Source organism: Rhizobium sp. X9, assembly GCF_018873185.1.
In the GTDB taxonomy this organism is placed as follows: Bacteria; Pseudomonadota; Alphaproteobacteria; order Rhizobiales; family Rhizobiaceae; genus Agrobacterium; species Agrobacterium oryzihabitans.
Genome location: NZ_CP071311.1, coordinates 2,987,748 through 3,012,249 on the forward strand (window position 1 = coordinate 2,987,748; position 24,502 = coordinate 3,012,249).

The 24,502-nt window shown below is 59.3% G+C and carries 29 protein-coding genes; 11 read left to right on the top strand and 18 right to left on the bottom strand.

The features are described 5' to 3' along the window. Positions 1-2 precede the first annotated feature (2 nt). A complete protein-coding gene (fabA, locus tag JZY08_RS14310; protein WP_035219583.1) occupies positions 3-518 on the bottom strand; it encodes a 3-hydroxyacyl-[acyl-carrier-protein] dehydratase FabA in 516 nt (171 codons plus the stop codon). 317 nt (positions 519-835) lie between these two features. Here fabA and irrA point away from each other — a divergent pair, with 317 nt between their 5' ends. Further along, a complete protein-coding gene (gene irrA, locus JZY08_RS14315) occupies positions 836-1,255 on the top strand; it encodes an iron response transcriptional regulator IrrA (RefSeq protein WP_003493135.1) in 420 nt (139 codons plus the stop codon). An 86-nt stretch (positions 1,256-1,341) separates the two neighbouring features. Here irrA and JZY08_RS14320 read toward each other — a convergent pair whose 3' ends face one another. Next, positions 1,342-1,980, bottom strand: coding sequence for a trimeric intracellular cation channel family protein (locus tag JZY08_RS14320; protein WP_003493136.1), 639 nt, complete (start codon positions 1,978-1,980; stop codon positions 1,342-1,344). Positions 1,981-2,057: 77 nt separating this feature from the next. Between JZY08_RS14320 and JZY08_RS14325 the strand changes: the two genes are divergently transcribed. Further along, positions 2,058-2,576, top strand: a complete 519-nt coding sequence (locus tag JZY08_RS14325; protein WP_003493138.1) for a hypothetical protein — start codon at positions 2,058-2,060, stop codon at positions 2,574-2,576. Positions 2,577-2,603: 27 nt separating this feature from the next. Here JZY08_RS14325 and JZY08_RS14330 read toward each other — a convergent pair whose 3' ends face one another. Beyond that, positions 2,604-3,311 carry a YoaK family protein gene (locus JZY08_RS14330; protein WP_216330493.1) on the bottom strand — a complete coding sequence of 236 codons (708 nt, stop codon included), beginning with the start codon at positions 3,309-3,311 and terminating at the stop codon, positions 2,604-2,606. A gap of 205 nt (positions 3,312-3,516) precedes the next feature. Between JZY08_RS14330 and JZY08_RS14335 the strand changes: the two genes are divergently transcribed. From JZY08_RS14335 to JZY08_RS14370, 8 genes are all read left to right on the top strand, one after another. Then, positions 3,517-4,458, top strand: a complete 942-nt coding sequence (locus tag JZY08_RS14335; protein WP_216330494.1) for an ABC transporter substrate-binding protein — start codon at positions 3,517-3,519, stop codon at positions 4,456-4,458. 143 nt (positions 4,459-4,601) lie between these two features. Beyond that, complete coding sequence (locus tag JZY08_RS14340) at positions 4,602-5,375, top strand: ABC transporter permease (RefSeq protein WP_216330495.1); 774 nt, start codon at positions 4,602-4,604, stop codon at positions 5,373-5,375. Next, a complete protein-coding gene (locus JZY08_RS14345; RefSeq protein WP_216330496.1) occupies positions 5,375-6,160 on the top strand; it encodes an ABC transporter ATP-binding protein in 786 nt (261 codons plus the stop codon). Before JZY08_RS14340 ends, JZY08_RS14345 begins: the two co-directional genes overlap by 1 nt. A 35-nt stretch (positions 6,161-6,195) precedes the next feature. Beyond that, on the top strand, positions 6,196-6,933 hold the full coding sequence (hutC, locus tag JZY08_RS14350; RefSeq protein WP_216330497.1) for a histidine utilization repressor: 738 nt from the start codon (positions 6,196-6,198) through the stop codon (positions 6,931-6,933). A gap of 193 nt (positions 6,934-7,126) precedes the next feature. Next, positions 7,127-8,302: a tonB-system energizer ExbB gene (exbB, locus tag JZY08_RS14355; RefSeq protein WP_216330498.1), complete on the top strand. Its 1,176-nt coding sequence runs from the start codon at positions 7,127-7,129 to the stop codon at positions 8,300-8,302. 6 nt (positions 8,303-8,308) lie between these two features. Continuing rightward, a complete protein-coding gene (gene exbD / locus JZY08_RS14360) occupies positions 8,309-8,809 on the top strand; it encodes a TonB system transport protein ExbD (protein WP_216330499.1) in 501 nt (166 codons plus the stop codon). Then, complete coding sequence (locus tag JZY08_RS14365) at positions 8,806-9,732, top strand: TonB family protein (RefSeq protein ID WP_035241411.1); 927 nt, start codon at positions 8,806-8,808, stop codon at positions 9,730-9,732. Before exbD ends, JZY08_RS14365 begins: the two co-directional genes overlap by 4 nt. A 189-nt stretch (positions 9,733-9,921) precedes the next feature. Further along, a complete protein-coding gene (locus JZY08_RS14370; RefSeq protein ID WP_216330500.1) occupies positions 9,922-10,911 on the top strand; it encodes an Ldh family oxidoreductase in 990 nt (329 codons plus the stop codon). On the opposite strand, the gene JZY08_RS14375 is transcribed toward JZY08_RS14370, so the two are convergent. Further along, the gene (locus tag JZY08_RS14375; protein ID WP_216330501.1) at positions 10,899-11,156 is read right to left on the bottom strand and encodes a hypothetical protein; all 258 of its coding nucleotides are present in this window, start codon (positions 11,154-11,156) and stop codon (positions 10,899-10,901) included. The genes JZY08_RS14370 and JZY08_RS14375 overlap by 13 nt on opposite strands. A 39-nt stretch (positions 11,157-11,195) precedes the next feature. Next, positions 11,196-11,441, bottom strand: coding sequence for a transcriptional regulator (locus JZY08_RS14380; RefSeq protein ID WP_003493166.1), 246 nt, complete (start codon positions 11,439-11,441; stop codon positions 11,196-11,198). Positions 11,442-11,653: 212 nt separating this feature from the next. Between JZY08_RS14380 and JZY08_RS14385 the strand changes: the two genes are divergently transcribed. Then, positions 11,654-11,890 (top strand): hypothetical protein, encoded by a 237-nt coding sequence (locus JZY08_RS14385; protein ID WP_216330502.1) that lies wholly within the window; start codon positions 11,654-11,656, stop codon positions 11,888-11,890. Between the two features lie 29 nt (positions 11,891-11,919). Here JZY08_RS14385 and JZY08_RS14390 read toward each other — a convergent pair whose 3' ends face one another. The 13 genes from JZY08_RS14390 to JZY08_RS14450 all read right to left on the bottom strand — a co-directional run bounded on the left by JZY08_RS14390 (position 11,920) and on the right by JZY08_RS14450 (position 24,502). Next, positions 11,920-12,960, bottom strand: a complete 1,041-nt coding sequence (locus tag JZY08_RS14390) for an AraC family transcriptional regulator (RefSeq protein WP_216330503.1) — start codon at positions 12,958-12,960, stop codon at positions 11,920-11,922. An 87-nt stretch (positions 12,961-13,047) separates the two neighbouring features. Next, on the bottom strand, positions 13,048-13,650 hold the full coding sequence (gene phnN, locus JZY08_RS14395; protein WP_003493170.1) for a phosphonate metabolism protein/1,5-bisphosphokinase (PRPP-forming) PhnN: 603 nt from the start codon (positions 13,648-13,650) through the stop codon (positions 13,048-13,050). Beyond that, the gene (locus JZY08_RS14400; protein ID WP_216330504.1) at positions 13,647-14,783 is read right to left on the bottom strand and encodes an alpha-D-ribose 1-methylphosphonate 5-triphosphate diphosphatase; all 1,137 of its coding nucleotides are present in this window, start codon (positions 14,781-14,783) and stop codon (positions 13,647-13,649) included. Before JZY08_RS14400 ends, phnN begins: the two co-directional genes overlap by 4 nt. Further along, entirely contained in the window at positions 14,780-15,478 is a 699-nt protein-coding gene (locus JZY08_RS14405; protein ID WP_216330505.1) for a DUF1045 domain-containing protein, read from the bottom strand. Before JZY08_RS14405 ends, JZY08_RS14400 begins: the two co-directional genes overlap by 4 nt. Positions 15,479-15,763: 285 nt before the next feature. After that, a complete protein-coding gene (gene phnE / locus JZY08_RS14410; RefSeq protein WP_216330506.1) occupies positions 15,764-17,113 on the bottom strand; it encodes a phosphonate ABC transporter, permease protein PhnE in 1,350 nt (449 codons plus the stop codon). After that, entirely contained in the window at positions 17,113-18,099 is a 987-nt protein-coding gene (gene phnE / locus JZY08_RS14415) for a phosphonate ABC transporter, permease protein PhnE (protein WP_035241417.1), read from the bottom strand. The genes phnE (JZY08_RS14410) and phnE (JZY08_RS14415) overlap by 1 nt, the downstream gene beginning before the upstream one ends. Before the next feature lie 71 nt (positions 18,100-18,170). Next, positions 18,171-19,076, bottom strand: coding sequence for a phosphonate ABC transporter substrate-binding protein (phnD, locus tag JZY08_RS14420; RefSeq protein ID WP_216330507.1), 906 nt, complete (start codon positions 19,074-19,076; stop codon positions 18,171-18,173). An 85-nt stretch (positions 19,077-19,161) separates the two neighbouring features. Continuing rightward, positions 19,162-20,022: a phosphonate ABC transporter ATP-binding protein gene (gene phnC / locus JZY08_RS14425; protein ID WP_003493184.1), complete on the bottom strand. Its 861-nt coding sequence runs from the start codon at positions 20,020-20,022 to the stop codon at positions 19,162-19,164. 238 nt (positions 20,023-20,260) lie between these two features. Next, positions 20,261-20,878 carry a DapH/DapD/GlmU-related protein gene (locus JZY08_RS14430; protein WP_216330508.1) on the bottom strand — a complete coding sequence of 206 codons (618 nt, stop codon included), beginning with the start codon at positions 20,876-20,878 and terminating at the stop codon, positions 20,261-20,263. Next, complete coding sequence (gene phnL, locus JZY08_RS14435) at positions 20,875-21,582, bottom strand: phosphonate C-P lyase system protein PhnL (protein ID WP_216330509.1); 708 nt, start codon at positions 21,580-21,582, stop codon at positions 20,875-20,877. The genes JZY08_RS14430 and phnL overlap by 4 nt, the downstream gene beginning before the upstream one ends. A 4-nt stretch (positions 21,583-21,586) precedes the next feature. Then, complete coding sequence (gene phnK, locus JZY08_RS14440) at positions 21,587-22,363, bottom strand: phosphonate C-P lyase system protein PhnK (RefSeq protein WP_216330510.1); 777 nt, start codon at positions 22,361-22,363, stop codon at positions 21,587-21,589. After that, positions 22,360-23,262: an alpha-D-ribose 1-methylphosphonate 5-phosphate C-P-lyase PhnJ gene (locus tag JZY08_RS14445; protein WP_003493189.1), complete on the bottom strand. Its 903-nt coding sequence runs from the start codon at positions 23,260-23,262 to the stop codon at positions 22,360-22,362. The genes phnK and JZY08_RS14445 overlap by 4 nt, the downstream gene beginning before the upstream one ends. 130 nt (positions 23,263-23,392) lie before the next feature. Beyond that, on the bottom strand, positions 23,393-24,502 hold the full coding sequence (locus JZY08_RS14450; RefSeq protein WP_216330511.1) for a carbon-phosphorus lyase complex subunit PhnI: 1,110 nt from the start codon (positions 24,500-24,502) through the stop codon (positions 23,393-23,395).

The following is a 24,502-nucleotide window of genomic DNA, read 5'->3' on the forward strand; positions in this document are numbered from 1 at the left end:
CTTCAGGCGGTCTTTTCTTTCGACAGCCCTACACGAAGGTCCGTCGCCTGATAAATGGTTTCTCCGTCGGCCTTCAGCCAGCCGTCGGCGGTTCCAAGCACCAGACGGCCGCGCATCACACGCTTGAAATCGATACCGTATTGCAGGAGCTTGGTGTTCGGGCGAACCATGCCCTTGAATTTGACTTCGCCGGTGGAAAGCGCCATGCCGCGGCCTTCTTCACCCAGCCAGCCGAGGAAGAAACCGGTCAGCTGCCACATGCCGTCAAGGCCCAGGCACCCCGGCATGATCGGGTTGCCCTGGAAGTGGCAGGGAAAATACCAGTCGTCGGGGCTCACATCATATTCGGCGCGGATGAAACCCTTGTCGAACGCGCCGCCGGTTTCGGAAATTTCGGTGATGCGGTGAACCATGAGCATGGGGGGCAATGGGAGCTGGGCATTTCCCGGGCCGAACAATTCGCCGCGACCGCAGGACAGGATCTCCTCATAATTGTAACTTGATTGCCTCGTTGCCATACCGCTTTCACTTCCCCAGTTACTGGTGTTGATTGACTTCACTAGAGCAAGTTAGGTTCAAAATGAAGCGCTGCAAGGGCAGAGGCCGCTCAGCCCCCATATCTTTGTCTTCGAACCTTCTTTGCAGAAGTCATTACCTCAATATGCCGTCCGCATACAGGAACCATCCGGCAGGAACCAGAGGAAATTTGCAGGAATGGCCGGTTTGCGGCCATTTGCAGCACTGGACGGCGCTGAAACTATTGAAAGCATTCGCTGCAAAAGATATATGCTAATGCAATTGGCAAGTTTCACCCCTGTACTTGGAATGGGATTGCATGGCATTTGACGCCACACTGGATATCGGAACGAGGCTGCGGCGCTCGGGGCTGCGCCCCACGCGCCAGCGCGTGGCGCTGGGCGATCTCCTCTTCGCAAAGGGCGATCGCCACCTGACGGTTGAAGAGCTGCACGATGAGGCGGTTACCGCTGGCGTGCCGGTTTCTCTGGCAACGGTTTACAATACGCTGCATCAGTTCACCGAGGCCGGTCTCATCCGCGTTCTCGCCGTGGAGGGTGCCCGCACCTATTTTGACACCAATGTGTCCGATCACCATCACTTCTTCGTTGAGGGAGAGAACGAGGTTCTCGATATTCCCGTCAACAATCTCCAGATCGGCAATTTGCCCGAGGCGCCCGAGGGCATGGAAATCGCCCATGTGGACGTTGTCATCCGCCTTCGCCGCAAACGCGGCTGACGCTTTCGTCTGATACTGGATATGAAAATGGCGCCTGCAGGTGCCATTTCTGTTTTCAGGCGCCCTTGCGCTCATCTATCGACACATCACTTCAATATATCTTCCGGCCGTCTGCCGGGCTTGGCCTTGTAGGGTGGAAAAGTCCATCCGAAGATCAGTGCGCCCGAGCGGACGCCAAAAGCTGTCAGCACGCCAATACCTGATGCGACATAAAGCGGCGCACCGAGGAAATAGGTTCCGATGAAGATGGAAGAGCCCAAAAGGGCGCAGGTGATATAGACTTCAGGGCGCAGCAGCACGGATGGTTCGCCGGCGAGAATATCGCGCAGTACACCGCCGAACGTCGCCGTGAGAACGCCGGTGACGATGGCGACGGTTGCGGAGCCGCTGGCGGCGAGGCCCTTCGCCGCTCCCATGACGCAATAGGCGGAAAGGCCAATGGCATCGAGCCAGATCAGCACCCGATAGCGGGATTCGAAAAGATGTGCGGTGAAGAAGAGCAGAACCGCGACCGATACGCAGACGAGAATATAAGTGGGGTTCACCACCCAGAACACCGGCGCTCTGCCCAGCACGAGATCGCGCACCGTGCCGCCGCCGATGCCGGTCGCTGCCGCGAAAAACAGGAAGCCGATCAAATCAAGCTGCTTGCGTGAAGCTGCCAGTGCGCCGGTCGCGGCAAAGACGGCGACGCCGGCATAATCGAGAAAACCCAGCAGTGTCATGAAAAGGTTCCCCCCGGAAAACTGAATGCAGGCGCGTCAGTGTCGCGCAAGCACTAAACTCTAGGCTGGCCGCCCGGATGATCGCAACATCCATAACCGAAACGGATGCAAAGGAAAATGCCGTGCGAATCGCTATCGTTGTCGCTCTTCAGGCGCTGGTCCTCTTGATGTTTCCGGCGGCGCTGTCAGCACAGCAGCAGCTGGTGAACGATCCCGAGATCTATGAAAAGGATCATTTCCGCAACGAGTGCAAGGTAGCGGCCTTCGGCGATGATTTCGTCACCAGGCTGGATATCAACAATGACGGCCTGATGGATGCTGTCGTCAATCATGGTGTTCTGGATTGCGACGGCGAAAAGGGCCGCAGCTGCGATGAGGAAGGTTGCCCCTATAATTTCTACGTCCAGGTGAAAGAGGGCGGATATCTGATGATCGCGACGGCCCGGATATATGGCTACGATTTCATCAAGCGTTTCGGCAACATGGTCTTTGTACTGAAGATGCACCCGCGTTATTGCGAGCGCACCGACAAGGAACCCTGCCTGATGACGGTCAGGGTGCGCGGCACGAAGTTCGTCACCATTTCGCGCAAGTAACGGCGCAGCCTGTGACGGCAAGGGCGGTCACGGCACGATACGCCTGATTTTGACTCTTTGATTGTAGCGATGGCGTAGTGAACGCGGAATGACGAGGGTGGCAATGGCGACGGCAAAAACCGTTGCCGCCACCACCCACAGGGCATCCGACTGGAGTGTGGCACCCAGCACCGCGCCGCAGATCGCCCCGCATATCATGCCAAGCCACGGTACGATTTGAATACCCCAGTCGAGGCTCCGCTCGCCCAGGAGAAAACGGCCGATGCCGCGGCCGAAGCGGGAAAGAGCACCGGTCACATAGGTAAGGCCGATCGGTAGCCCCTCAATATGCTCGACCGCGGCATTGACCATGCCCATGGCGAAAACGACGAGATAAAACTGTGCGAGACCGGCCTCGTTCCGCAACAGCGCTGCAATCGCCATCAGCATCCCCACGCCCATGAGAACGGCAAAGATGCGTCGGTCGAATTTATGCGCGACCACGATGCCCCCGGCATTGCCCGCCACGAAGGCAATGATTGCGAAAAGCAGTTTTACCGCATGGGAATAGATGCCCGCTTCCATCGAGACGGCGGCGCGGGTGGTGTTGCCGGTCATGAAGGAGACGAAATCTCCGGAAATATAAAGACCCACCGCATCCGTCATCCCGGCAATGAAGGAGATGGCGGCGACGAGCGCAATGCCGGTTCCGGTGCGCCTTGCCCTGATGATGTTTCGACGTCTTTGTCTGGTCATGAAAAGCTCGATATGAAAAACAGCGGCTTATGCGCCGGGCCGTGCTATCCTATGTCTAGAATGCCGGAATGCCCGTTTGCAATCTTTCCCGATGCGTTATCAGCCACTCCATTTTGTCTAGACAAATAGAAAATCCCTGCCTACGATGCCTCAAATAAAGCGATAAAAAATGTCGCACAAAAATAAATCAAAAGGGGTTCCGATCATGAAAAAAACGTGGGTTCTCGCCACAATCGCAGCGCTTGCTTCATCCGCTTCAGCCTATGCAGAAACATCTGTAACCATTGGCATGTCCGGCTGGACCGGCTTTGCGCCGCTGACACTTGCCAAGCAGGCGGGCATTTTCGAAAAAAATGGCCTGAAGGTCGATATCAAGAAAATTCCGCAGGCAAGCCGGCATCTGGCGCTTGCTTCCGGTGATATCCAGTGTGCCGCCACCACGGTCGAAACCTGGATCGCGTGGAATGCCAATGGTGTGAAATCCACCCAGATTTTCCAGATGGACAAGTCGCACGGTGCCGATGGCATTGCGGTGCGCAGTGACGTTTCGAAGGTCGCGGACCTCAAGGGCAAGACGGTTGCCGCTTCCGCACCGGGCACGTCCCCCTATTTCTTCCTTGCCTGGATACTCAAGGAAAACGGCCTCACCCTGAAGGACGTCAAGGTCGTCAACCTTGAGCCGGGACCGGCCGCGCAGGCATTTGTCGCCGGCCAGAACGATGCGGCCATGACCTATGAGCCCTATCTATCCACCGTGCGCGCCGCGCCAGACAAGGGAAAAATCCTCGCCACGACGCTGGATTATCCCGCCGTCATGGATACGTTCGGCTGCACACCGGATTTCCTGAAGGACAATCCGCAGGCGGCGAAAGCCTTGGCGGACAGCTATTTCCAGGCTCTCGACCTCATCAAGTCCGACCCCGAAAAGTCCTATGAGACGATGGGAGCGGACGTGAAGCAGGCAGGAGAGGCATTCGCAGCCTCGGCAAAATTCCTGGAATGGCAGGACAAGGCCGCCAACCAGAAATTCTTCGAGGGCGAATTCAAGACATTCTCCGAAAAATCGGCTGATCTGCTTCTGGAAATCGGCGTTATAAAGGCGAAGCCCGATCTTTCGACACTCGCGGACACCTCCTTCATCAAGTAGCAGAAACAGGCGGCTGCATTTTCCTTCGGGGACATTGCAGCCGGTCAGAAGCGTTACAGCGTCTTGTGCGTCATGGACGACGCACGGCGCTTTGATGGCGCGGCGTCAGAAGTGCCGCGCCGGTTCTCCAGACAGGCGACAGGATGCAACCTCTTCAACCCATAAAGAACAGCACGAGGATTTTTCTCGGCATTCTGTTCTTCGTGCTTTTTTTCTCCGCCTGGGGTTTTGCCACGTTGGGCGGTTTCGTATCGCCAACCTTTCTGGCCGACCCCATCACCATGCTCAGGGACGGCATCTATCTGCTGACCGATCAGGGATTTGCCGGCGATATAGGCATGACGATCTGGCGCGTGGTGGGCGGCTTCGTGCTGGCATCGCTCGTTGCCGTGCCGGTCGGCATCGCCATGGGGGCTTACAAGCCTGTCGAGGCGCTGCTTGAGCCCTTCGTATCTTTTGCGCGCTATCTTCCGGCTTCCGCCTTCGTGCCGCTGCTCATTCTATGGGCCGGCATTGGCGAGATGCAGAAATTGCTGGTGATCTTCATTGGCGCGGTTTTCCAGATCATTCTGATGGTGGCCGTGGCGGTTGCGGGGACAAGACGCGATCTGGTGGAGGCGGCCTATACGCTGGGCGCGAAGGACCGGGGCGTGGTGCGCCGCGTTCTCATTCCCGCCAATGCGCCCGATATTGCTGAAATCCTCCGTCTCGTTCTCGGCTGGGCCTGGACCTACGTCATCGTTGCGGAGCTGATCGGCGCTTCCTCGGGCATTGGCTATATGATCATCAACAGCCAGGCGCTGATGGCGACCGGGCAGATCATCTTCGGCATCATCGTCATCGGTGTTATCGGACTTATTTCTGACTTCGCGTTCAAATCGCTGAACCGGAAGCTTTTCGCCTGGAGGCTTGCCTGATGAGCGAACTCGTTATCAAGGGCGTCAGCCGCACCTTTCCGGGTGTACAGGGCGGGCAGCCGACACTGGCCTTGCAGCCGACTGATCTGGATATCCCCCGCAATGATTTCGTGACCATTCTCGGCCCTTCGGGATGCGGAAAATCGACCCTGCTGCGCATTATCGCCGGTCTTGACCGCCCGACGACGGGCGAGGTCCTGCTATCCGGCAGTGCGGTTACGGGACCGGGGGCGGATCGCGGCATGGTGTTCCAGTCCTACACGCTGTTTCCCTGGCTGACGATCCGCGAAAACGTCGCCTTCGGCCTGCGCGAACGCGGCGTGGCCGAGATGGAGAAGTGGGAGATCGTCGATAGCTATATCGACAAGGTCGGCCTGCGGGGCTTCGAGAACCATTGGCCGAAACAACTGTCAGGCGGCATGCAGCAGAGAACGGCGATTGCCCGCGCCCTGGCGAACGGCCCGAAAATCCTGCTGCTCGACGAGCCTTTCGGCGCTCTCGACAACCAGACGCGCGGGCTGATGCAGGAATTGCTGCTCGGAATATGGGAGCGGGAGCAGAAGACGGTCATTTTCGTCACCCATGACATTGAGGAGGCGGTGTTCATGGCGTCGCGTGTGGTGACCATGTCCGCAAGGCCGGGGCGCATCAAGTCGATCACACCGGTCGACCTGCCGCATCCGCGCCACTACACCGTCAAGGCCAGCCCGGAATTTTCTGAGCTGCGCGCCAAGCTGACGGAGGAAATCCGCAGCGAGGCGATTGCCGCCGCTGCCCATGGATAGTTGATCCAGCGAATCGGGAGGATGGAAGCATCGGGATGAGGAGCACAGGCGCCGATCTTCAGGAAAAATCGCTGCACGAACGCATCCGCAATGATGTCGAGCGCCACATCATGTCGGGTGAATGGCCGCCGGGGTATCGTATTCCCTTCGAACACGAGATGACCCGGCAATATGCCTGCTCGCGCATGACGGTGAACAAGGCTCTCAGCGAATTGGTGCAGCGTGGCCTGATTGAGCGCCGCCGCCGTCTCGGCACCTTCGTTCGCCAGCCCCATGCGCAATCGGCCGTGCTGGAAATCCACGACATCGAACGGGAAGTGCAGGCGCTCGGCCTGGTTTACAGCTACCATCTCGACAAGCGACGCCTGCGCCCTGCGGGTGAAAAAGACGGCGCGGCCATGGCGCTTGCCGCCGGTGCCCGGGTTCTGGAACTTACCTGCACGCATTTTGCCGGCGGTGTTCCTTTTTGCCTTGAGGAACGCATCATTAATGTCACCTCTGTTCCCGATGCGGAATTTACGGATTTTTCGCAGATCGGGCCGGGAACTTGGCTGCTGAAAATGGTGCCCTGGAGTGCCGCCGAACATCGCATCAGCGCCGTTTCCGCCGACCGCAAAAATGCGGCGGCGCTGGGGATAACTTCCGGTGCGGCGTGTCTGGTCATTGACCGCCGGACCTGGCATGGAACGGACTATGTCACCCGTGTCCGCGTGACCTATCCCGGCGACCGCCACGCCCTGGTGGCGCAATTTTCGCCTTCACAGACCAGTTGAAGGCCTTAGGTCGGTCAATTTTTTGTAAAGAAGAGTTTACGGGTCGTCTTTTGACAATATAATAGTTGTCAAAAGAACTCAGGTTTATTATCGGAACGTCAAGCTTTCACGACGGTATCCGTTAGGGCCCCGGTTTTCGTAAAACCGGTCAATCTGCGGATGAGTTCATCGACGGAAATCCGGGATAAAAATTATGTCAGCTGCGACCTCAACTTCTTCCGCGTCCTTCACCAAGGCAAACAAAACACGGCATATCTCACTTGCCATGATGGCCGCCTTGCTGGCCGGCTTGAGTGCCGGAGCGGTTTTTGCTCAGTCGGCATCTGACACCCAGTCAGCCCCCGCAACGGAAACGGTTCAGCCCGCGCAGCAGCCGGCGGAAGCCCCGGCGACGCCAAGCGCCCCGGCGATCCAGCCGGCACCACCTTCCGCTGCCGCACCGGAACAACCGGCCGCCGCGCAGCCCGCCCCGGCCCAGTCTGCGCCTGCCGCAGCTAACCCCGCGCCGGCGGCTGAAGGTGTTGCGCCGCAGCCGACACAGATTGAACAGCCCGCGCCAACGAACACTACGGCCGCGCCGAACGAAGTCTCCACCCCGATTGAACCCGTAAGCACCGAGCCTGCGAGTGCCGAACATCGTGCGGACATTCCGCACAACCTGTCCCCCTGGGGCATGTTCATGGCGGCCGACTGGGTCGTAAAGGGTGTGATGATCGGTCTTGCCTTCGCATCACTCGTCACCTGGACAGTGTGGGTTGCGAAATCGATCGAACTTGCCGGTGCGCGCGTGCGCGCCGGTGCGACGCTCAAGGTCATCCGCCGGGCAAAAACCCTGAACGAGGCGACCGAGGCTGTCGAGAAAAAGGGCGGACCGGCAGCCTTGATGCTGCGTATGGCAACCCACGAAATGCAGCTTTCCGATGCGGTGATCGAACACACGGACGGCGGCGGCATCAAGGAGCGTGTGTCTTCGGCCCTGTCGCGCATCGAGACCCATGCCGGTCGCCGCATGTCGCGCGGAACGGGTGTTCTGGCGACCATCGGTTCCACCGCTCCCTTCGTCGGCCTGTTTGGTACCGTCTGGGGCATCATGAACTCCTTCATCAGCATTTCGGAATCGCAGACCACCAACCTCGCTGTCGTGGCTCCCGGCATTGCCGAAGCGCTGCTTGCCACCGCCATCGGCCTCGTTGCCGCTATTCCGGCGGTGGTGATCTACAACGTCTTTGCCCGCTCCATTACCGGCTACCGCCATCTGCTGGCGGACGCAGCCGCAGGCGTGGAACGCCTCGTCAGCCGCGATCTCGATTTCCGCCGTATTCCGCCGGGCAGCACCAGCAAGCCCGCAGTGTCATTGGTCGGACGGTGATCGGTCATGGCTGGCGGTATTCGCGAAAATAGCGGAGACGATCTCTCCGAAAACCACGAGATCAACGTCACACCTTTTATCGACGTGATGCTGGTTCTGCTCATCATCTTCATGGTCGCCGCGCCGTTGGCGACGGTGGATGTGAATGTCGATCTTCCCGCATCCACGGCCAAGCCGGCGGAGCGCCCGGAAGAGCCGCTGTATCTGACGGTGAAGGACGATCTGTCTCTCAATCTCGGCAATGATACCGTTTCCCGCGAGGCGCTTGCAGCCTCGATCGACAGGCAGACGGGCGGCAAGAAGGATACGCGTATCTTCCTGCGCGCAGACAAGGCCGTCGACTATGGCCACTTCATGGAAATCATGAACCTGCTCAGGGACGCCGGATATCTGAAGATCGCCCTGGTGGGTCTGGAAAATGCGGCTGCGACATCTCAGCCCGCCGGTTCGGTACAGCCCTTTGGCCAACCCGTAAGCCAGCCTGCAGCGCCGGGAACGGCGCCATGACTGAAAACGGCTACCCGCAGTCCCGACATTCCCGTCTGGGGGAAGTGACGCTGTGGTCCGCCGCGGCGCTGCTCATGCTGGGCGTTCATGCCGGGTTTGCCTATTACCTGATGCAGGAACCCGAGGAGCTGGATGCCGGCGGGCCGCCGCCTGCCGCGATCATGATCGAAATGGCGGCGATACCGGAAGCGGTGAACACCGAGGAAACCACGCCGGCGCAGGATGTTGAAGACGCCGAAGAGGTAAAGAGCGACAACAGCCAGCCGGTGGAGGAAGTCACCCCGGAGGAGCCGCCGCCACCTGAGCCGGTTGTGGAAACGCCGCCGCCGGAACCCGTGCAGCCGCCGGAACCTCCGGTCGAGGAGGTCGTCGAACCGCAGGAAATTCCTGAACCGGTGGAGCCGATCGATCCCGTGCAGGAAAAGATGATGGCGGAACTCGAAAATGTCGAGGTTCCCTTGCCCGTCATCCGGCCACCGCCGCCGCCGGTCGAAAAGAAGGTGGAGAAGAAAGAACCGGAAGACAAGAAGAAGGTCGAGCGCCAGCGCCCCAAACCGCAGCAGGCATCGGAACTGCGCGAAACGGCGAAGGCCGAGACACAGCAGTCCGACCGAACCGCGGCATCGCGCAACAATGCCGGTTTCTTCTCGTCGTCTTCCGCCTCGCCCGCAAAATGGGGATCGAAGGTCCGCTCGCATATCCAGCGGCGTAAACCCCGTTCGCTTCGCAGCGACGCGATGACAGCGACCGTCAGGTTCCGGGTTAACGATGCAGGCGCCATCAGCGGGGTCAGTGTGGTGCAGTCCACGGGTGATTCCTCTATCGACCAGCAGATCGCGGCCTGGATCCAGAGCGCATCACCGGTGCCCGCGCCGCCGCCGGACGCAAACAAGACAATCACCTTGCCGATCAGCATCCGCTAGGTCGATTCCAGCAAAACCAAGTCGCGGTTTTGCTGGAATAAGCTCCGGCCTTAAATGCCGCATTCCTGACGAGAGTGTGCATGCTTGGCCGATCGTCTCGAGAAGATATCTGTTTGGGTCTGAATTGCATTTCGCGAATGTTTTCGATGGTGTAGGTCTTGTCGACTTAACACGCAGAGGCATTCCGGAATGAAATTCTCAATCGCAGAGGCGGAGGATCTCGTATCCTCTATCTTTGAGCGCAACGGCGTTCTGCCGCAAAACGCCCGCTCCGTGGCAAAAGCGCTCGTCGCATCCGAGGCCGCAGGCCAGAGCGGCCACGGTTTTCGCCGCATCCCCGTTTATGTCCGCCAGGCGCGGGTCGGAAAGGTCAATGGCAATGCCCGGCCGGTCGTGACGCGCGTCAAGCCGGGTGTTCTGTCGATCGATGCCAATCACGGCTACGCCTATCCGGCGATCGACTGCGCCCTGCAGGAACTGCCTGATATGGTTCGGCAGCAGGGCATTGCGCTCGCTGCGATCCATCGCTCCCATCATGCCGGCGTCATGGCGCTCACCGTCGAACGTCTTGCGGACATGGGTCTTGTGGCGCTGATGTTCGCCAATGCGCCGGCATCCATGGCGCCTTGGGGCGGCAGCAAACCGCTCTATGGCACCAATCCGATTGCATTCGCCACCCCGGTTGGCGGTGCCGATCCGCTGGTGATCGATCTGGCTCTGTCCAAGGTGGCGCGTGGAAAGATCATGGCGGCACGCCAGAAGGGTGAAACCATTCCGGGTGACTGGGCGCTCGATAGAAACGGCCGGCCGACGACCGATCCCGAAGAAGCCATTGAGGGAACGATGGTACCTGCGGGCGAAGCCAAGGGCGCAGCTCTTGCGCTGATGGTGGAGATCATGGCAGCCGCAGTGACCGGCGGAAACTTCGCATTTGAAGCCTCCTCCCTTCTGGATGACAAGGGCGCTCCGCCCTCGCTGGGCCACACGATCATCGCCATAGACCCGGTGTCGTCGGGCGGCGCCGGCTTTGTCGAGCGGCTGGCGCTTATCGCCGGCGAGATAGAGAAGCAGGAGAATGTACGTTTGCCCGGCCGACGCAGCCAGGGTATCCGCCGACAGGCGCTGGAAAGCGGCATTGTCGTCGAGAGCGATATTTTCGCCGAAATTCAGTCACTTTGACGAGTCGAAAAATAAAAACCCGGCGGATCGGATGATCCGCCGGGCAAACCGTTCATGGCTGCTTTAAACCTGCGCCGATACGGATCGAAAATCATTTCCGATCCGCTTTTGGTCCGCCATCCTTCCATCGAAAGGGAAGGATTCTGACGCAGAAAGCCGCTCATTCGGTTTTGGCTTACGGGAAGGGGACGATTTCGCGTAAGCTTCTGGAGCAGCGTCAGCAAAAGCCTTTCTTGGTTTTGCATTCGAAGCTGCCCGGGAGAACGAATTGTTACGGGTGACGATCAGACATCCTGTTCAATCAGACCGCGCAGCAGGGCGATGCTGACGGCATTCAGCAGATTGGCCGCGCCCAGCCTGTGGCGCACCCGCTCCAGCGTATCCTTCACGTCGGCTTCATCCGCGCCGGTCATCAAGGCGACATGCGAGGGGTGTTTGCCCCGCGCCACAAGCCCCAGATAGTGCCGTTCACGATCCGAAAGGACGATTTCACGGGTTTGGCGATGTTCATGCGGCATTTTTGAAGACATGTTCTTTTAGCCTCAAAAGAGATCGACCTTCCCGGAGCGCGATCAGGGTCCATTATAAATTTTGATCCCTTAAACCGGCTCGTAAACCGCTGCGTTTGCTTGTGAGCAGGAACGCCAATCTCGGCCAAGAGGTTTCGTCAGGCATCAGGAATTCTGCAATAAACGGCCGCTTTCGCAGCCAGCCGGCCCCTACATGGACGTCATCCTCGGCAATGGAAGAATTGCTGCATCATCATCTGCAGGAACCGGAATTGGTTTCTGTAGAGAACGATGCGAAAATTCAAAGCTTTGGAATGTTTGTCGTCATACCCGAAGGGACACGCGGCGCTCTATTAGGCGATATCCCGTATCAGGAGAATAACATCTTGCGCCAAGTTCTGCGTCTTTATTGTTATGTTTTGACACAGAAATGCATTGGCGTTGATATATTTTACAAATTTATTTTGTAATTGCGAAATATTGATGCCGGAAATGCGCCTTATCCGGCGGAATGATGCGCATGTTTCCTGCGAATATCGGTGGGCGTTGCCCCGAACCAGCGGGAAACGGAGCGCGAAAACGCGCCCGGTGTCGAATAGCCGAGCCTGTAACTGATGTCGGAGACGGGGAGATCGCTCTCCACCAGTAGCTTGAAGCCTGCATTCTTGCGAATGGCGTCCTTTATCTCGTTGAGATTGGTTCCAAGCTCAGCGAGCCGTCGTTGAAAACTGCGTTCCGAGAGGTTGAAATAGGGGGCGATTTCACTGAGCGAAAGCTCCGCATCCGAGAGCCGTACCTGCATGTAGCGTTTCACCTGATCGATGAAATGTGTCGCATCCGCCGATGTTTCCGGTCGCAGCATCCGGCACTGCAAATTCATCAATTCAAACAGCCGCTCATCCGCATTCGGATTGACCACATCGAGAAGCGATGCCGGCAGACGCATCGTATGGATGGGCTGGGAAAAACTGACGCGCTTGCTCATTCTTTCCTTAAATAGCTGAATATTATGCGGTTTCTGCCGCTCCAGACCTATCTCGATCTGGTTGATCCGTTCCCCGAGGATATCGCGAAGGCGCTGAATCAGAACCGCGAGCGATAGATCCACATATTGATCACGTTTGGCGATCACCGGTGCAAAGGACCATGAAAGCGTCACCTGCGCGTCATCAGCCACCATGGTGAAATTGCTGTTATTGGTCGCGTAATAAACGTGGTCCTGAAGAAACCGCAGGAAAGCCCGCACCGTCGGCGCGCTCATCAGGCCGTATCCGAATGCGCCGGAGGCGCCGGCTGGAAAGGTGGAAGCGCATTGCAGGCCGAAGGTGTCGTCCCCGGAAATCAGCGCGCAGGTTTCGAGCAGGCGGCATAATCTGTCGAGGCTGATCCGCTCCGTCAGGCTGTCAAATGTGGCGGGATCGATGTCGAGAGCCTTGCAGATGGGGGCGATATCGATGCCCCGCGACCTCGCATAATTGCCGACGCCGGCGGCCAGACCGGCTACCACAGTTATCTCGTCGCTGAGCCTCTTGTCGGGCATCCCTCGCCTTGGCGTACCATGTTTGGAAATTGTCGCCTGATGGTAAGCCTTGCAAGACCTTTTGTCGAGCGGTCCGGCTGGGGGATTTTAGACGCGGCCGAGGCAGGCGCTCTGTTCCAGCACCTGCATGATGGTTTGGCCCGCATCCTCGATGGCGCCGCTATTATCCACCGTCGTCACGTCGAAATCTCCGGTCACCGCAAGCGAGCTACGCTCCAGCCGCCGGAGGATATCCTCCCGGCTTTCCCGCCCACGCTGCTCCAGCCGCCGCGCCAGCACCTCCGGCCGCGCGACGATATTCACGACCTTGAGGCGCGAAAAGGCGGTGCCGAAATGGGGCAGGGCCGAGCGGGAACCGTTGGCGATGACCACGTCTCCCGCATCGAGATGGCGGTGGACTGCGGCAGGGATACCATATTTCAGCCCGTGCGCCTGCCAGGAGACAGCGAAAGCGCCCTCATCCTGCAGCCGGTTGAACTCGGCCATGGAGACGGAATCGTGATTTTCGCCGCCAGCATCACCGCTGCGGGTAATGACCCGGCGGGTGAAGTGGAAGCCCGGTCGTCCGGACAATTGCGTTGCCGCGTACTCCATGAGCGTATCCTTGCCGGCCCCGCTCGGGCCGACAATCACGATCATGGTTCCGGGTGATACGCTCTCACCCGAATTATCCCGCCCGCCATTCGTCATGCGACACGTTTGCCCTGACGCCAGACGGCACGCGCAACGGGCACGCCATCTTCGCGGTGAACCCTGACGAGGTCGGCCCGTAGTCCCGCTGCGATGCGACCGCGATCAAGAAGACCCACCGTTCGTGCCGGCGTGGCGCTGACCATGCGCAGTGCTTCCGGCAGGGTGATGGCCTCCACCTGGTCGGCGAGCAGGAACGGCGCGTAAAGCAGGCTGAACGGCACGTAGTCGGAAGAAAGAACGTCCAGCACACCCAGCTCGGCAAGATCGCGGGCGGCGATATTGCCGGAGTGGGACTTGCCGCGGACGATGTTCGGCGCGCCCATCAACACGCTCATGCCGGCGCTGTGCGAGGCTTTTGCGGCTTCGACGCTGGTCGGAAACTCCGCCAGCTTCACACCATGTCCGATCGCTTCGCCCACATGCGCTTCGGTCGCGTCGTCATGGCTTGCAACGGTGATGCCACGCTCGGCGCAGCGAGCGGCAAGATAATCCCGGTGCTTGGCGGAAAATTCTGCCGATGCGGTTTGCCGCCGTCTGACGAACTCCGCGAAGGCCTCGTCGCTCAGTCCGCGCTTCTTCTGATAATAGAAGATATACTGCTCCATCGACTGGAACTGGCGCTGCCCCGGGGAGTGATCCATCATCGAAATCAGCCGCACGCGGGGATCGGTTTCGAAGTCTTCGAAATGCTCCAGAACATCTGATGACGCCACTTCACAGCGCAGATGCAGCATGTGGTCTGCCCGCAGACGGTTCTGATCGGCCGCAGCTTCGATGGCATCTGCCATTTCCCGCATTTCGCCCTTCTTGAAGCCGCCATCTTCGTCGGAGCCGAGACGCAGGCAGTCGAAGACAGTGGTAATGCCTGAGGATGCGACCTGCGCGTCATGGGCCTGGATGGCCGCGATCTTGTCCCAGAGTACGCCCGGGCGCGGCGAATAATGCTGCTCCAGATGGTCGGTGTGCAGCTCTACGAGACCGGGAATGAGAAAATCGCCTTCGAGATCCTCTCCGGTCTTTGAAGCGCCTTCGCTGATATCGGCGATCTTGCCGTCACGGATCAGAACGGATCCCAGAATAATATCGTCTTCTAAAACGATGCGGGCATTGGAAAGGGCGTGCTCGGTCATGGGTCGGCATCTTTCTTTGGCTGCTGGCCAAGCGGGTGCCAGCGATGAACGGTAAAGGGTGCGCCGCGCGTTTCTTCAATGAACAAAGCGAGGCCGGAAATGGTGAGAGGCTTGTCGACGAACTCGGAAAACCGCGCCGAAAGCACGTCCTGCATGGCGGGCGCGTCACTTTCGTCGATGCGGCCCGTCAGCGTCATATGAAAGCGGAAATCATCCATGACATGCGGATAACCCCAAAGCGACAGATTTTGCCGCTGGCTTTCCGTCAGGTTCTGCGGCCGGCGCCGGGCAATATCGGTCTCCGACAGGGGCGCGCGGAAGCGGTCGAAATGGTCAACGATCTCGGCGGCAAAATCCTGCAGCGGCTGATAGGTGCGATCCGGGACGAGCGCGAAAAACGGACCAAGCGCGCCGACGACGATACGCGGAATCTCGAAGGCGGACTGGCTGGCGGCAAAGTCTTCGACGGCTGCGACAAGCTCTGCTTCGCTGTATTTTTCGGCAAGCTCGAAGGGTGCCTTCAGGGTCGCATGAAAACCGTAACGGCGAGGTTCCGCGGTCATTTCAGCATAGGCGTCGTGGTCGTCATGCTGCGTGCCGGAAAATGGATTGCGGCCGAGCCAGCGCGACGCCGCTTCGGTTAGCGGATGATCTTTAGCCGGAGAAAAATAGATGGCGTAGCGCACGGCAAGCACTCTTCAGTGTCAAGGGAAACCAGGGATGAAACGCTATTTGGCGTGACTCGCCCGCTTCCCGCAAGGTCAGGAGTGCGAGGTAATGGCTTTCCGTGACAGAATGATGATGCCCGTGGAAAAAAGCGCGGTGAAATGCTGCGCTCGTCTGGAATGTGCCGAAAACGGATGCAGGCACATTGGATGGCGGCGGCAGGCTTTGCAGTAAATCCGGTTTTACGCTGCGCCCCGAGCAGGACAGCGAACCGGGAGCGGCTTTGGGGTCAAAGCCACCCCTGGTTTTTTGACTTAATGTTGAGTTTTTCCGATCAGGCGCGAGCGCAGCGAGTTCGAGATGTGGTCGAACAGGAAGACGACGAACAGGATGAGCAGGACCATATAGGCAACCTTGTCCCAGTCGGCATTGGTGCCCATCGCTTCCAGGAGTTTCAGGCCGATACCGCCGGCGCCGACCGCACCGATGATCGTGGCGGAGCGGGTGTTGCTTTCCCAGAAATAAAGCGACTGGGAAATGAAGACCGGCAGGACCTGCGGCAACACGCCGAAACGATTGACCGCAATCGGAGACGCGCCGACCGACTTGACGCCTTCGCGCTGCTTGTCGTCCACATTCTCCAGAGCCTCGGCATAGACCTTGCCGAGCGCGCCGGTATCGGTGAAAAAGATCGCGGCAATGCCGGGGATCGGTCCGGGGCCGAAGCTGCGGGTGAAGAACAGTGCCCAGATCAGCATGTCGATCGAACGCAGGAAGTCGAACAGTCGCTTCATGCCCCAGTTGGCTGCCTTGTTGGCGGTGATATTGCGTGCAGCGATGAAGGCGAGTGGCAGGGCAACGAGCGTACCGAACAGCGTGCCCACAAAGGCCATGACCAGCGTCTGCATCAGCTTGGAGAAAATATCGGCATGCTGCCAGACGCTGTTGTCGAGGAAATCATCGGCCATATTGCTGATATTGGAGCGCTCCGGATCGAGCCTCTCCCCCCACAATGCCAGAGCGGCCAGTTCGCCGTAACCCTTGCCCCAGAATTCCGACTTGGTATCAAACAGGAAGTTGGCCCATCCGAGGAACCGCCGCTGGACATAGACCTGGCTGGTGCGGATTTCCGCCTGACCGGCGAAACCGTAATGCACGAGAACCTTGTTGCCGTCCTGCCGGATTTCTTCCGGAAGACCCTCAGGCGCAAGAGCGGCGTCGCCATTGATGATGACGGGATAGTTCTTGCCGTCGACATAGACGTCCACCCGGGTCGGGGTCACATCGAGGCGATTTTCCGTACCCGCATAAATGACGCTGTAGCCGCCATCTGGCAGGGGCTGCAACCAGTCGATCTTTGCATCGGTGGGGTACTGTCCACGGCTCGACCATTGCGGATCGACCTTGCCGTCTTCAAAACGCAGACGGGGCTGCGCGCGCCAGGAATACCAGTCCTGAATATAGCTCGAAGCGCGATCCCACCGGCCCTGCATGAAGGTCGGCCCGACATTGAAGAAGAAGAAGCAGGCAGTAAGATAGACGAGGACGGCGGCAATGCCCGTCAGCAGGCCGTATCGCTGCATGAAACCGCGATTGAAAATGGCGGGATGCGCGGCCGTCAGCCTCTCGCGGTCGGCGGTGTTGAGAATGAAGCTGGACGACATCAGGCCGCTCCCCGTCCGAATTCAAAGGATTGATGGCCGATCAGCCTGCGGCGCAGCCAGCTTGAAAACTGGTCGACGGCAATGATGGTGATCAGCAGCAGGATGATGATGGCATAGGTCTTGGAGGCATGGTCGTTACCGATCGAGAGCCGGAAGACCTCGCCGATGCCGCCACCGCCGACGGCGCCGATGATGGTCGAGGCGCGCACGTTGATTTCGGCGCGCAGCAGCGCGTAGGAAACGAAATTGGGCAGAACCTGCGGCACGATGGCGAAGCGCACCCGCTCCAGCCAGTTTGCGCCGGATGCGCGAAGGCCTTCATCCGGCTTCATGTCGGCATTCTCCACCACTTCGAAGAACAGTTTGCCGAGAGCCCCGATCGTATGAATGGAAATCGCGATGATTGCCGCAATCGGCCCGATCGAGAGAATGGCCGTGAGCAAGCCGGCGACGACGATTTCGGGAAAGGCACGCAGCACTTCCATCACCCGACGCACTATCCAGCGCACAACGCCTGAACCGACAAGATTGGTGGAGGCGAAGAAGCAGAGCACGAAGGCAAAGCTCGTGCCGATGATCGTCGAAACCAGCGCGATATTGAGGGTGATGATCAGCTGGTAGATGAAATGCGGTATGTAGAAGCTGTCGGTGACGTAAACGCGATCCGCGACATAATTATATTTCATCGACCCGTTGTCATAGGGAGACGGCAGGTCGAACATCGCCCGGAAGATTTCCAGCGGACTATCCGGCACGAATGTCTTCAGGAAGTCGAAGAAATACGGCAGCCGCTCGAAGAACTTGCCCGAATTCGCCTCGTTGGCGAAATTCAGCGACGCTGCGAGAATGATCAGAAAGACCACGAGCGAGATGACGGTATAGATCCGCCGTGTCGCAAGCTGCTGTTGATAGTGACGCATGACCGTTCGGGACGATGCGCTCAATCCCTCGGGCGTGAGGGTACCAGGTTGCAGTGTGGTCGCCATGCCGCTCTTCCTTTATTGGCAAAAGCGGCGATGCCGCAAGGCACCGCCGCTTCCGGAACATGATGTCAGGATCAGCCGCCGATAACGGACTTACGGGCGTCGACGATCGTCTGGTAGAAGGACGGGTCGACCTTGATATAGGCAGTGTTCTTGCCCTGGGTGTAACCCTGGAAGCAGGCGAGGTCCTTCTTGGGCAGTTCCATGAAGAAGTTCTCGACCTTCTGCTTCATGCTGTCGCCGAGCTTGTTGGCGACCATGAGCGGGCCGTTCGGGATCAGCGGCGACTTCCAGACTTCGACGATATCGTCCATGTCGAGGTTGCCCTTCTTCACCATCTGGTGAAGGTTGCCGCCGGAGTAACCTTCTTCCCACTTGCCAACGCCCGAACCGAAGGTGGTGCCAACGTCGAACTTCTTGTCGAGAACGGCGAGAACAAGGTTCTCATGGCCGCCGCCGAAGCCGGTTTCAGCGAAAAATTCCTTGATCGGCGTGCCGGTTTCCTTCGGAATGGCGACGTTCGGAACGAGGAAGCCGGAGGTGGAGTCAGGGTCGGCGAAACCGATCTTCTTGCCCTTGGCGTCTGCCAGCTTCTTGATGCCGCTGTCCTTGCGGGCAACCATGATGGTGTAATAACCGCTGGAACCGTCAGAACCCGTATAGGTCAGGATCGGATCGACGGCCTTGGGGTCTGCGAGCGCGATCTTGGCGTAGGAGGAAGCGCCCATGGAGGCGATGTCGATGGTGCCGCCGAGCAGGCCCTGGATGACGCCGTTATAGTCCGGCGACGGGAAAACCTGAACTTCGGAAACGCCGGTCGCGGCCTTCAGGCCATCGGCAACGCATTTCGTGCTGCGGATCATGTCGGCTTCGTTCTCGGAACCGTCGAGACCGATGCGCAGGACCTTGACGTCCTGAGCCATGGCGGAACCGGCCAGAACGCCAAGGGCGACTGCCGAAAGAAGGACTTTCTTCAACATGGACTTTCTCCTGTTTCCCGGCGAGCCGGAGTTTGTTGTGAAGTATCGGCCCTTGACGCGGGCGCAAACGATGCTGAGCGGTTCCTCAGAGCCCGGCGAGAGCCAGCGGTTCGGGACCGGCAGATTGCTGAACCGGCCGCGAAGCAAGCTGCGCGCCGGGAATATTGATGCTGGTTGAGGTCATCGTTTCGTCGATGCCGGCGCCGTGCGAATCCGTGCCGTAGATTTCCGTGACCGCCGCCGCCGTCAGTTCGGCGGGCGTTCCGTCGAAGACGACGCGGCCCTGCGACATGCCGATGATGCGTTCGCAATAATTGCGCGCCGTATCCAGCGTGTGCAGGTTGGTCATGACGGTGATGCCTTCACGTTCGTTGATGTCGCGCAGCGCGTCCATCACGATCTTGGCGTTCAGCGGGTCGAGCGAGGCAATCGGCTCGTCGGCCAGAACCATCTTGGGAGACTGCATCAGCGCCCGGGCGATGGCGACGCGCTGCTGCTGGCCGCCGGAAAGCGTACCCGCCGCCTGCATGGCCACGTGTTCGATGCCGAGCCGCTCGAGAGCGGCGATCGCCATCAGACGCTCTTCATCCGTGAAGATGTTAAAGAGGCTGAGCACCGTCGAACGGTGATTGAGGCGACCGAGCATGACATTGGTGAGCACGTCGAGGCGCGGCACCAGATTGAACTGCTGGAAGATCATGGCGCAGTCACGCTGCCAGTTGCGCAGCGCCGCACCCTTCAGCGCCGAGACTTCCGTATCGTTGAAATGGATGGAACCCGAGGAAGGGTCGACGAGGCGGTTGATCATGCGCAGCAGCGTCGATTTTCCAGCGCCCGAACGCCCGATCACACCAACCATCTGGCCCTGCGGTATCTCGACATTCACGGAATCAACCGCAGTGTGGTTGCCGAAACGGCGCGTGACTTGCTTCAGGTGAAAGCTCATTTCCCCGTCCAATCTTCTTGTTACGGGGTTCGACCTAGCAGCGGTCCGTGAAGTGTGGATGTCAGTTTCATGAATAAAATATTACAGAATTCGCAGATTGCGCGTCCGTGTATTCGCCGACAAACCTTCTGTCTGGCATTACAAGGAGTTGAAACCCCGGTCCGACAGCTTTTTTCCTTACCATTCCAGTGGCGCGGATCCCGGGATATGATGTCGGGATCCGCAATTCAGGTGGAGTTTAGCCGGCGTATTTTGTCACGAAATCTTCGGCGGCGAGGTTCCGGAAATCGTCCAATGCGATGCGTAGCGTTGCGTGATCCCAGTCCCACCATTTCAGAGCGTCCATCCGGCTTCCGAGTTCCGCCGGGAAACGTTCCCGGATCAGCCGGGCAGGTACACCGCCGACGATGGTATAGGGCGCCACATCTTTCGAGACGACCGCACCGGCCCCGATCACCGCACCGTTTCCGACGGTGACGCCGGGCAGGATGGTCGCGCCATGGCCGATCCACACATCGTTTCCGATCACCACGCGCTTGGCGCGCCGGGCGGCGAAAAAGTCCGTTTCATCCTTGGCATCGTCCCAGTAGCTGCGGGCGCGATAGGTGAAATGATGCAGCGTTGCCCGCGACATCGGATGATTGGTGGCGTTGATACGGACGGAGGCGGCAATGTTGACGAATTTGCCGATGCTCGCGCACCAGATGGCGCCATCCTGCATGACGTAGGAATAGTCGCCCATCTCGACTTCCTCGATGCGGCAGCGTTCCGAAATTTCGGTGTAGCGGCCGATCGATGAATTGGTGACGCGGGCGCTTTCATGAATGACGGGTTCGAGACCGACCTTGACGCTCATGCCGCCACCTTGCGCGGTGAAAATTGCGAGACGTCCAGAATGCGGTCGGCCACGGCTTCGCGCACTTCCTCATCATGGAAAATGCCGAGCAGCGCCGTGCCTTTCGCCTTTTTCTCGAGGATCATGTCAACGACCACGCGGCGGTTGACAGCGTCCAGCGAGGCGGTCGGTTCGTCGAGGAGCAGGATAGCATGATCGGTGATGAAGCCGCGCGCGATGTTGACACGCTGCTGCTCCCCGCCCGAAAACGTTGCCGGCGGAAGCGACCACAATTCCCGCGGCAGGTTGAGTTTCGAAAGCAGCGTGGCTGCCTGCTCGCGAGCCTCTTCCGCGGCAACCTTGCGGGCGAAAAGCGGCTCGGCGACGACATCGATGGCGGGAACACGCGGCACGGTGCGCAGGAACTGACTGACATAGCCAATGGTGCGGTGCCGGATTTCAAGGATCGTGCGCGGCGAGGCGTTGCCGATGTCGATAACCTGGTCCTCGTGGCGGATGAGAATCTGTCCACTGTCGATGGCATAGTTGCCATAGAGCATTTTCAGGATCGAGCTTTTGCCGATGCCGGACGGGCCGCCAAGCACGACACATTCGCCACCGGAAACGGAAAAACTGACATCGCGGACAACAGGCAGTTCGATGCCGTCGCGAAGATGCATGGTGAAGCTTTTGAAGACTTCCGAAACGATAAGAGGCGTCGGCATGGCGTCAAACCTGCAAGATGGAGGAAACAAGCAATTGCGTATAGGGTTCGCGCGGATCGTCCAGCACGCGGTCCGTCAGACCGTGTTCGATGACGTCGCCACCCTTCATCACCATCATCCGGTGAGAAAGCAGCCGTGCTACGGCGAGATCATGGGTAACGACGATGACGGCAAGGCCGAGATCGTTGACGAGGCCGCGCACGAGATCGAGCAGCCGTGCCTGCACGGAGACATCAAGGCCGCCGGTCGGTTCGTCCATGAAGACAAGGCGCGGTGAGGTTACCAGGTTACGGGCGATCTGCAGACGCTGGCGCATGCCGCCGGAAAAGGCGCGCGGCTGGTCATCGATACGGTCGGTGCCGATTTCCACCCGCTCCAGCCATTCGCTGGCCGATTGCCGGATGTTGCCGTAGTGCCGGTTGCCGACGGCCATAAGCCGCTCGCCGACATTGGCGCCGGCCGACACCGCCATGCGCAGGCCATCCGCCGGGTTCTGGTGCACGAAGCCCCAGTCGGTCCGCATCAGGAAACGCCGTTCGGCCTCGCCCATATGATAGAGATCGCGCACCGAGCCGTCGCGCATGCGATATTCCACGCTGCCGGCCGTCGGCACGAGCCGGGTGGAAATGCAGTTGAGAAGCGTGGTCTTGCCGGAACCGGATTCGCCGACAATGGCCAAAACCTCGCCCGGATAAAGCTCGAAGGAGACGTTGCGGCAACCGGCCCGCTCGCCGTAATATTTGGAAACGTCCCTGACTTTCAGAAGCGGTGCGTCGCTCATTCTGCGGCCTCCTTCACATCCGCCAGCAGGTGGCCCTTGTGGCCATGGGCGCGGCGGTCCTCGCAATGGTCGGTATCGGAGCAGACGAACATCCGCCCGCCCTTATCATCAAGCACCACCTCGTCCAGATAGACATTCTCGCCGCCACACAGCGCGCAGGGCTTGTCAAAGCGCTGGATCTCGAACGGATGGTCCTCGAAATCGAGGCTGACGACATCCGTATAGGGTGGCACGGCATAGATGCGCTTTTCGCGCCCGGCCCCGAACAATTGCAGGGCGTCGGACAGGTGCATTTTCGGGTTGTCGAATTTCGGTGTCGGAGAGGGGTCCATCACGTAACGACCGGCAACCTTCACCGGATAGGCATAGGTGGTGGAAATCCGACCGTTGCGGGCGATGTCCTCATAAAGCTTGACGTGCATCAGGCCATATTCCTCCAGCGCATGCATGACACGGGTCTCGGTCTCGCGCGGCTCGAGGAAACGCAAAGGCTCGGGGATCGGAACCTGATAGACGAGAACCTGGCCCGAATGCAGCTCCTCTTCGGGAATGCGGTGCCGCGTCTGGATGATGGTGGCATCCTTGGTGCGGGTGGTCACGGCCACATTCGCGACCTTCTGGAAAAAGGCGCGGATGGATACGGCGTTGGTGGTGTCGTCCGCACCCTGGTCGATAACCTTCAGCACATCGTCGGGACCGAGGATGGATGCCGTGACCTGCACGCCGCCGGTGCCCCAGCCATAGGGCATGGGCATTTCGCGGGAAGCGAAGGGAACCTGATAACCGGGAATGGCGATGGCCTTCAGGATCGCCCGGCGGATCATCCGCTTGGTCTGTTCGTCCAGATAGGCGAAGTTGTAGGCAGCCAGCCCGTCGTCGAATGAAACTTCTTTAAGCATTGCGCGTTAACCTTGCGAAAAAAGGAGTACAAGCTCATGGAGATTGGAATTCTTGCAGCCGTGTTCTTTGCTGTATTCGCAGCATCGACCGTCTTTTGCGCCTATTGGTTTGGCGAGCACAGCCGCTGAGCTATTCGGCCGCATCGCCCATCCATTCCGCGCCGTTGGAATTGATCGCGTCGAAATCGGTGCGCATTTTTCTGACCAGACCGAGTTCGGCCTGAAAATCCACGTAGTGCGGTAATTTCAGATGTTCGACGAAGCCAGTCGCCTGCACGTTGTCGGCGTGTGAGATGACGAATTCCTCGTCCTGAGCAGGGGCAACCACATCCTCGCCGAACTCGCCCGCACGCAGTGCGCGGTCCACCAGAGACATGGCCATTGCCTTGCGCTCGCTCTGGCCGAATACCAGACCGTAGCCGCGGGTGAATTGTGGTGGTGCCTTGGCCGAGCCCTTGAACTGGTTGACCATCTGGCATTCGGTCACCTGAATATCGCCAAGCGAGACAGCAAAACCAAGTTCGGGCACGTCGAGTTCGACTTCCACCTCGCCGATGCGGATTTCGCCGACAAAGGGATGCGTGCGGCCGTAACCGCGCTGCGTCGAATAGGCGAGCGCCAGAAGGAAGCCCTCGTCACCGCGCGCCAGCGATTGCAGGCGCAGATCACGCGGCATCGGAAATTCCATCGGTTCCCGTGTCAGATCGCCGGCAATATGATCGTCCGGCATGTCGCCGTCGCTTTCGATGAGCCCCTCTTCGGCCAGAATGTCGGAGACGCGCATGACATATTCCGGCTCTCCTTCACGTCGGGCAGCGGTCTCGACAGTCCCGTCTTCCAGAAGCGAGGGATCGAGCAGGCGGTGGGTGTAGTCGAAGGTCGGTCCCAGCAATTGCCCGCCCGGCAAGTCCTTGTAGGTTGCGGAAACGCGGCGCTGCACCGTCATCTTTGCGGTATCCACCGGCAGCGAATAACCGAAACGGGGCAGGGTTGTGCGGTAGGCACGCAGCAGGAATATGGCTTCGATCATGTCGCCGCGGGACTGTTTGACGGCAAGGGCCGCAAGCGACTGATCGTAAAGCGAAGCCTCCGCCATCACCCGGTCGACGGCAAGCGAAAGCTGCGAGACGATCTGCGCCACCGTCATGGCGGGCAGGTCGCGGTCTCCGCGCCGCTTGTCGGCCAGAAGCCGGTGAGCGTTGGCAATGGCGGTTTCTCCGCCTTTCACGGCAACATACAT

What these genes read in the sequence shown, in the direction of transcription:
- JZY08_RS14390 (WP_216330503.1), bottom strand. Translation starts at nt 12,960, where the DNA reads ATGCCCGACAAGAGGCTCAGCGACGAGATAACTGTGGTAGCCGGTCTG.
- JZY08_RS14450 (WP_216330511.1), bottom strand. Translation starts at nt 24,502, where the DNA reads ATGTATGTTGCCGTGAAAGGCGGAGAAACCGCCATTGCCAACGCTCAC.
- hutC (WP_216330497.1), top strand. Translation starts at nt 6,196, where the DNA reads ATGAGGAGCACAGGCGCCGATCTTCAGGAAAAATCGCTGCACGAACGC.
- phnC (WP_003493184.1), bottom strand. Translation starts at nt 20,022, where the DNA reads ATGAGCTTTCACCTGAAGCAAGTCACGCGCCGTTTCGGCAACCACACT.
- JZY08_RS14340 (WP_216330495.1), top strand. Translation starts at nt 4,602, where the DNA reads ATGCAACCTCTTCAACCCATAAAGAACAGCACGAGGATTTTTCTCGGC.
- JZY08_RS14365 (WP_035241411.1), top strand. Translation starts at nt 8,806, where the DNA reads ATGACTGAAAACGGCTACCCGCAGTCCCGACATTCCCGTCTGGGGGAA.
- JZY08_RS14325 (WP_003493138.1), top strand. Translation starts at nt 2,058, where the DNA reads ATGATCGCAACATCCATAACCGAAACGGATGCAAAGGAAAATGCCGTG.
- phnE (WP_035241417.1), bottom strand. Translation starts at nt 18,099, where the DNA reads ATGGCGACCACACTGCAACCTGGTACCCTCACGCCCGAGGGATTGAGC.
- JZY08_RS14320 (WP_003493136.1), bottom strand. Translation starts at nt 1,980, where the DNA reads ATGACACTGCTGGGTTTTCTCGATTATGCCGGCGTCGCCGTCTTTGCC.
- phnN (WP_003493170.1), bottom strand. Translation starts at nt 13,650, where the DNA reads ATGACGAATGGCGGGCGGGATAATTCGGGTGAGAGCGTATCACCCGGA.
- JZY08_RS14385 (WP_216330502.1), top strand. Translation starts at nt 11,654, where the DNA reads ATGGAAGAATTGCTGCATCATCATCTGCAGGAACCGGAATTGGTTTCT.
- fabA (WP_035219583.1), bottom strand. Translation starts at nt 518, where the DNA reads ATGGCAACGAGGCAATCAAGTTACAATTATGAGGAGATCCTGTCCTGC.
- JZY08_RS14430 (WP_216330508.1), bottom strand. Translation starts at nt 20,878, where the DNA reads ATGAGCGTCAAGGTCGGTCTCGAACCCGTCATTCATGAAAGCGCCCGC.
- phnL (WP_216330509.1), bottom strand. Translation starts at nt 21,582, where the DNA reads ATGCCGACGCCTCTTATCGTTTCGGAAGTCTTCAAAAGCTTCACCATG.
- JZY08_RS14375 (WP_216330501.1), bottom strand. Translation starts at nt 11,156, where the DNA reads ATGCAAAACCAAGAAAGGCTTTTGCTGACGCTGCTCCAGAAGCTTACG.
- JZY08_RS14370 (WP_216330500.1), top strand. Translation starts at nt 9,922, where the DNA reads ATGAAATTCTCAATCGCAGAGGCGGAGGATCTCGTATCCTCTATCTTT.
- irrA (WP_003493135.1), top strand. Translation starts at nt 836, where the DNA reads ATGGCATTTGACGCCACACTGGATATCGGAACGAGGCTGCGGCGCTCG.
- JZY08_RS14445 (WP_003493189.1), bottom strand. Translation starts at nt 23,262, where the DNA reads ATGCTTAAAGAAGTTTCATTCGACGACGGGCTGGCTGCCTACAACTTC.
- phnK (WP_216330510.1), bottom strand. Translation starts at nt 22,363, where the DNA reads ATGAGCGACGCACCGCTTCTGAAAGTCAGGGACGTTTCCAAATATTAC.
- JZY08_RS14345 (WP_216330496.1), top strand. Translation starts at nt 5,375, where the DNA reads ATGAGCGAACTCGTTATCAAGGGCGTCAGCCGCACCTTTCCGGGTGTA.
- JZY08_RS14400 (WP_216330504.1), bottom strand. Translation starts at nt 14,783, where the DNA reads ATGACCGAGCACGCCCTTTCCAATGCCCGCATCGTTTTAGAAGACGAT.
- exbB (WP_216330498.1), top strand. Translation starts at nt 7,127, where the DNA reads ATGTCAGCTGCGACCTCAACTTCTTCCGCGTCCTTCACCAAGGCAAAC.
- phnD (WP_216330507.1), bottom strand. Translation starts at nt 19,076, where the DNA reads ATGTTGAAGAAAGTCCTTCTTTCGGCAGTCGCCCTTGGCGTTCTGGCC.
- exbD (WP_216330499.1), top strand. Translation starts at nt 8,309, where the DNA reads ATGGCTGGCGGTATTCGCGAAAATAGCGGAGACGATCTCTCCGAAAAC.
- JZY08_RS14380 (WP_003493166.1), bottom strand. Translation starts at nt 11,441, where the DNA reads ATGTCTTCAAAAATGCCGCATGAACATCGCCAAACCCGTGAAATCGTC.
- JZY08_RS14335 (WP_216330494.1), top strand. Translation starts at nt 3,517, where the DNA reads ATGAAAAAAACGTGGGTTCTCGCCACAATCGCAGCGCTTGCTTCATCC.
- JZY08_RS14330 (WP_216330493.1), bottom strand. Translation starts at nt 3,311, where the DNA reads ATGACCAGACAAAGACGTCGAAACATCATCAGGGCAAGGCGCACCGGA.
- phnE (WP_216330506.1), bottom strand. Translation starts at nt 17,113, where the DNA reads ATGTCGTCCAGCTTCATTCTCAACACCGCCGACCGCGAGAGGCTGACG.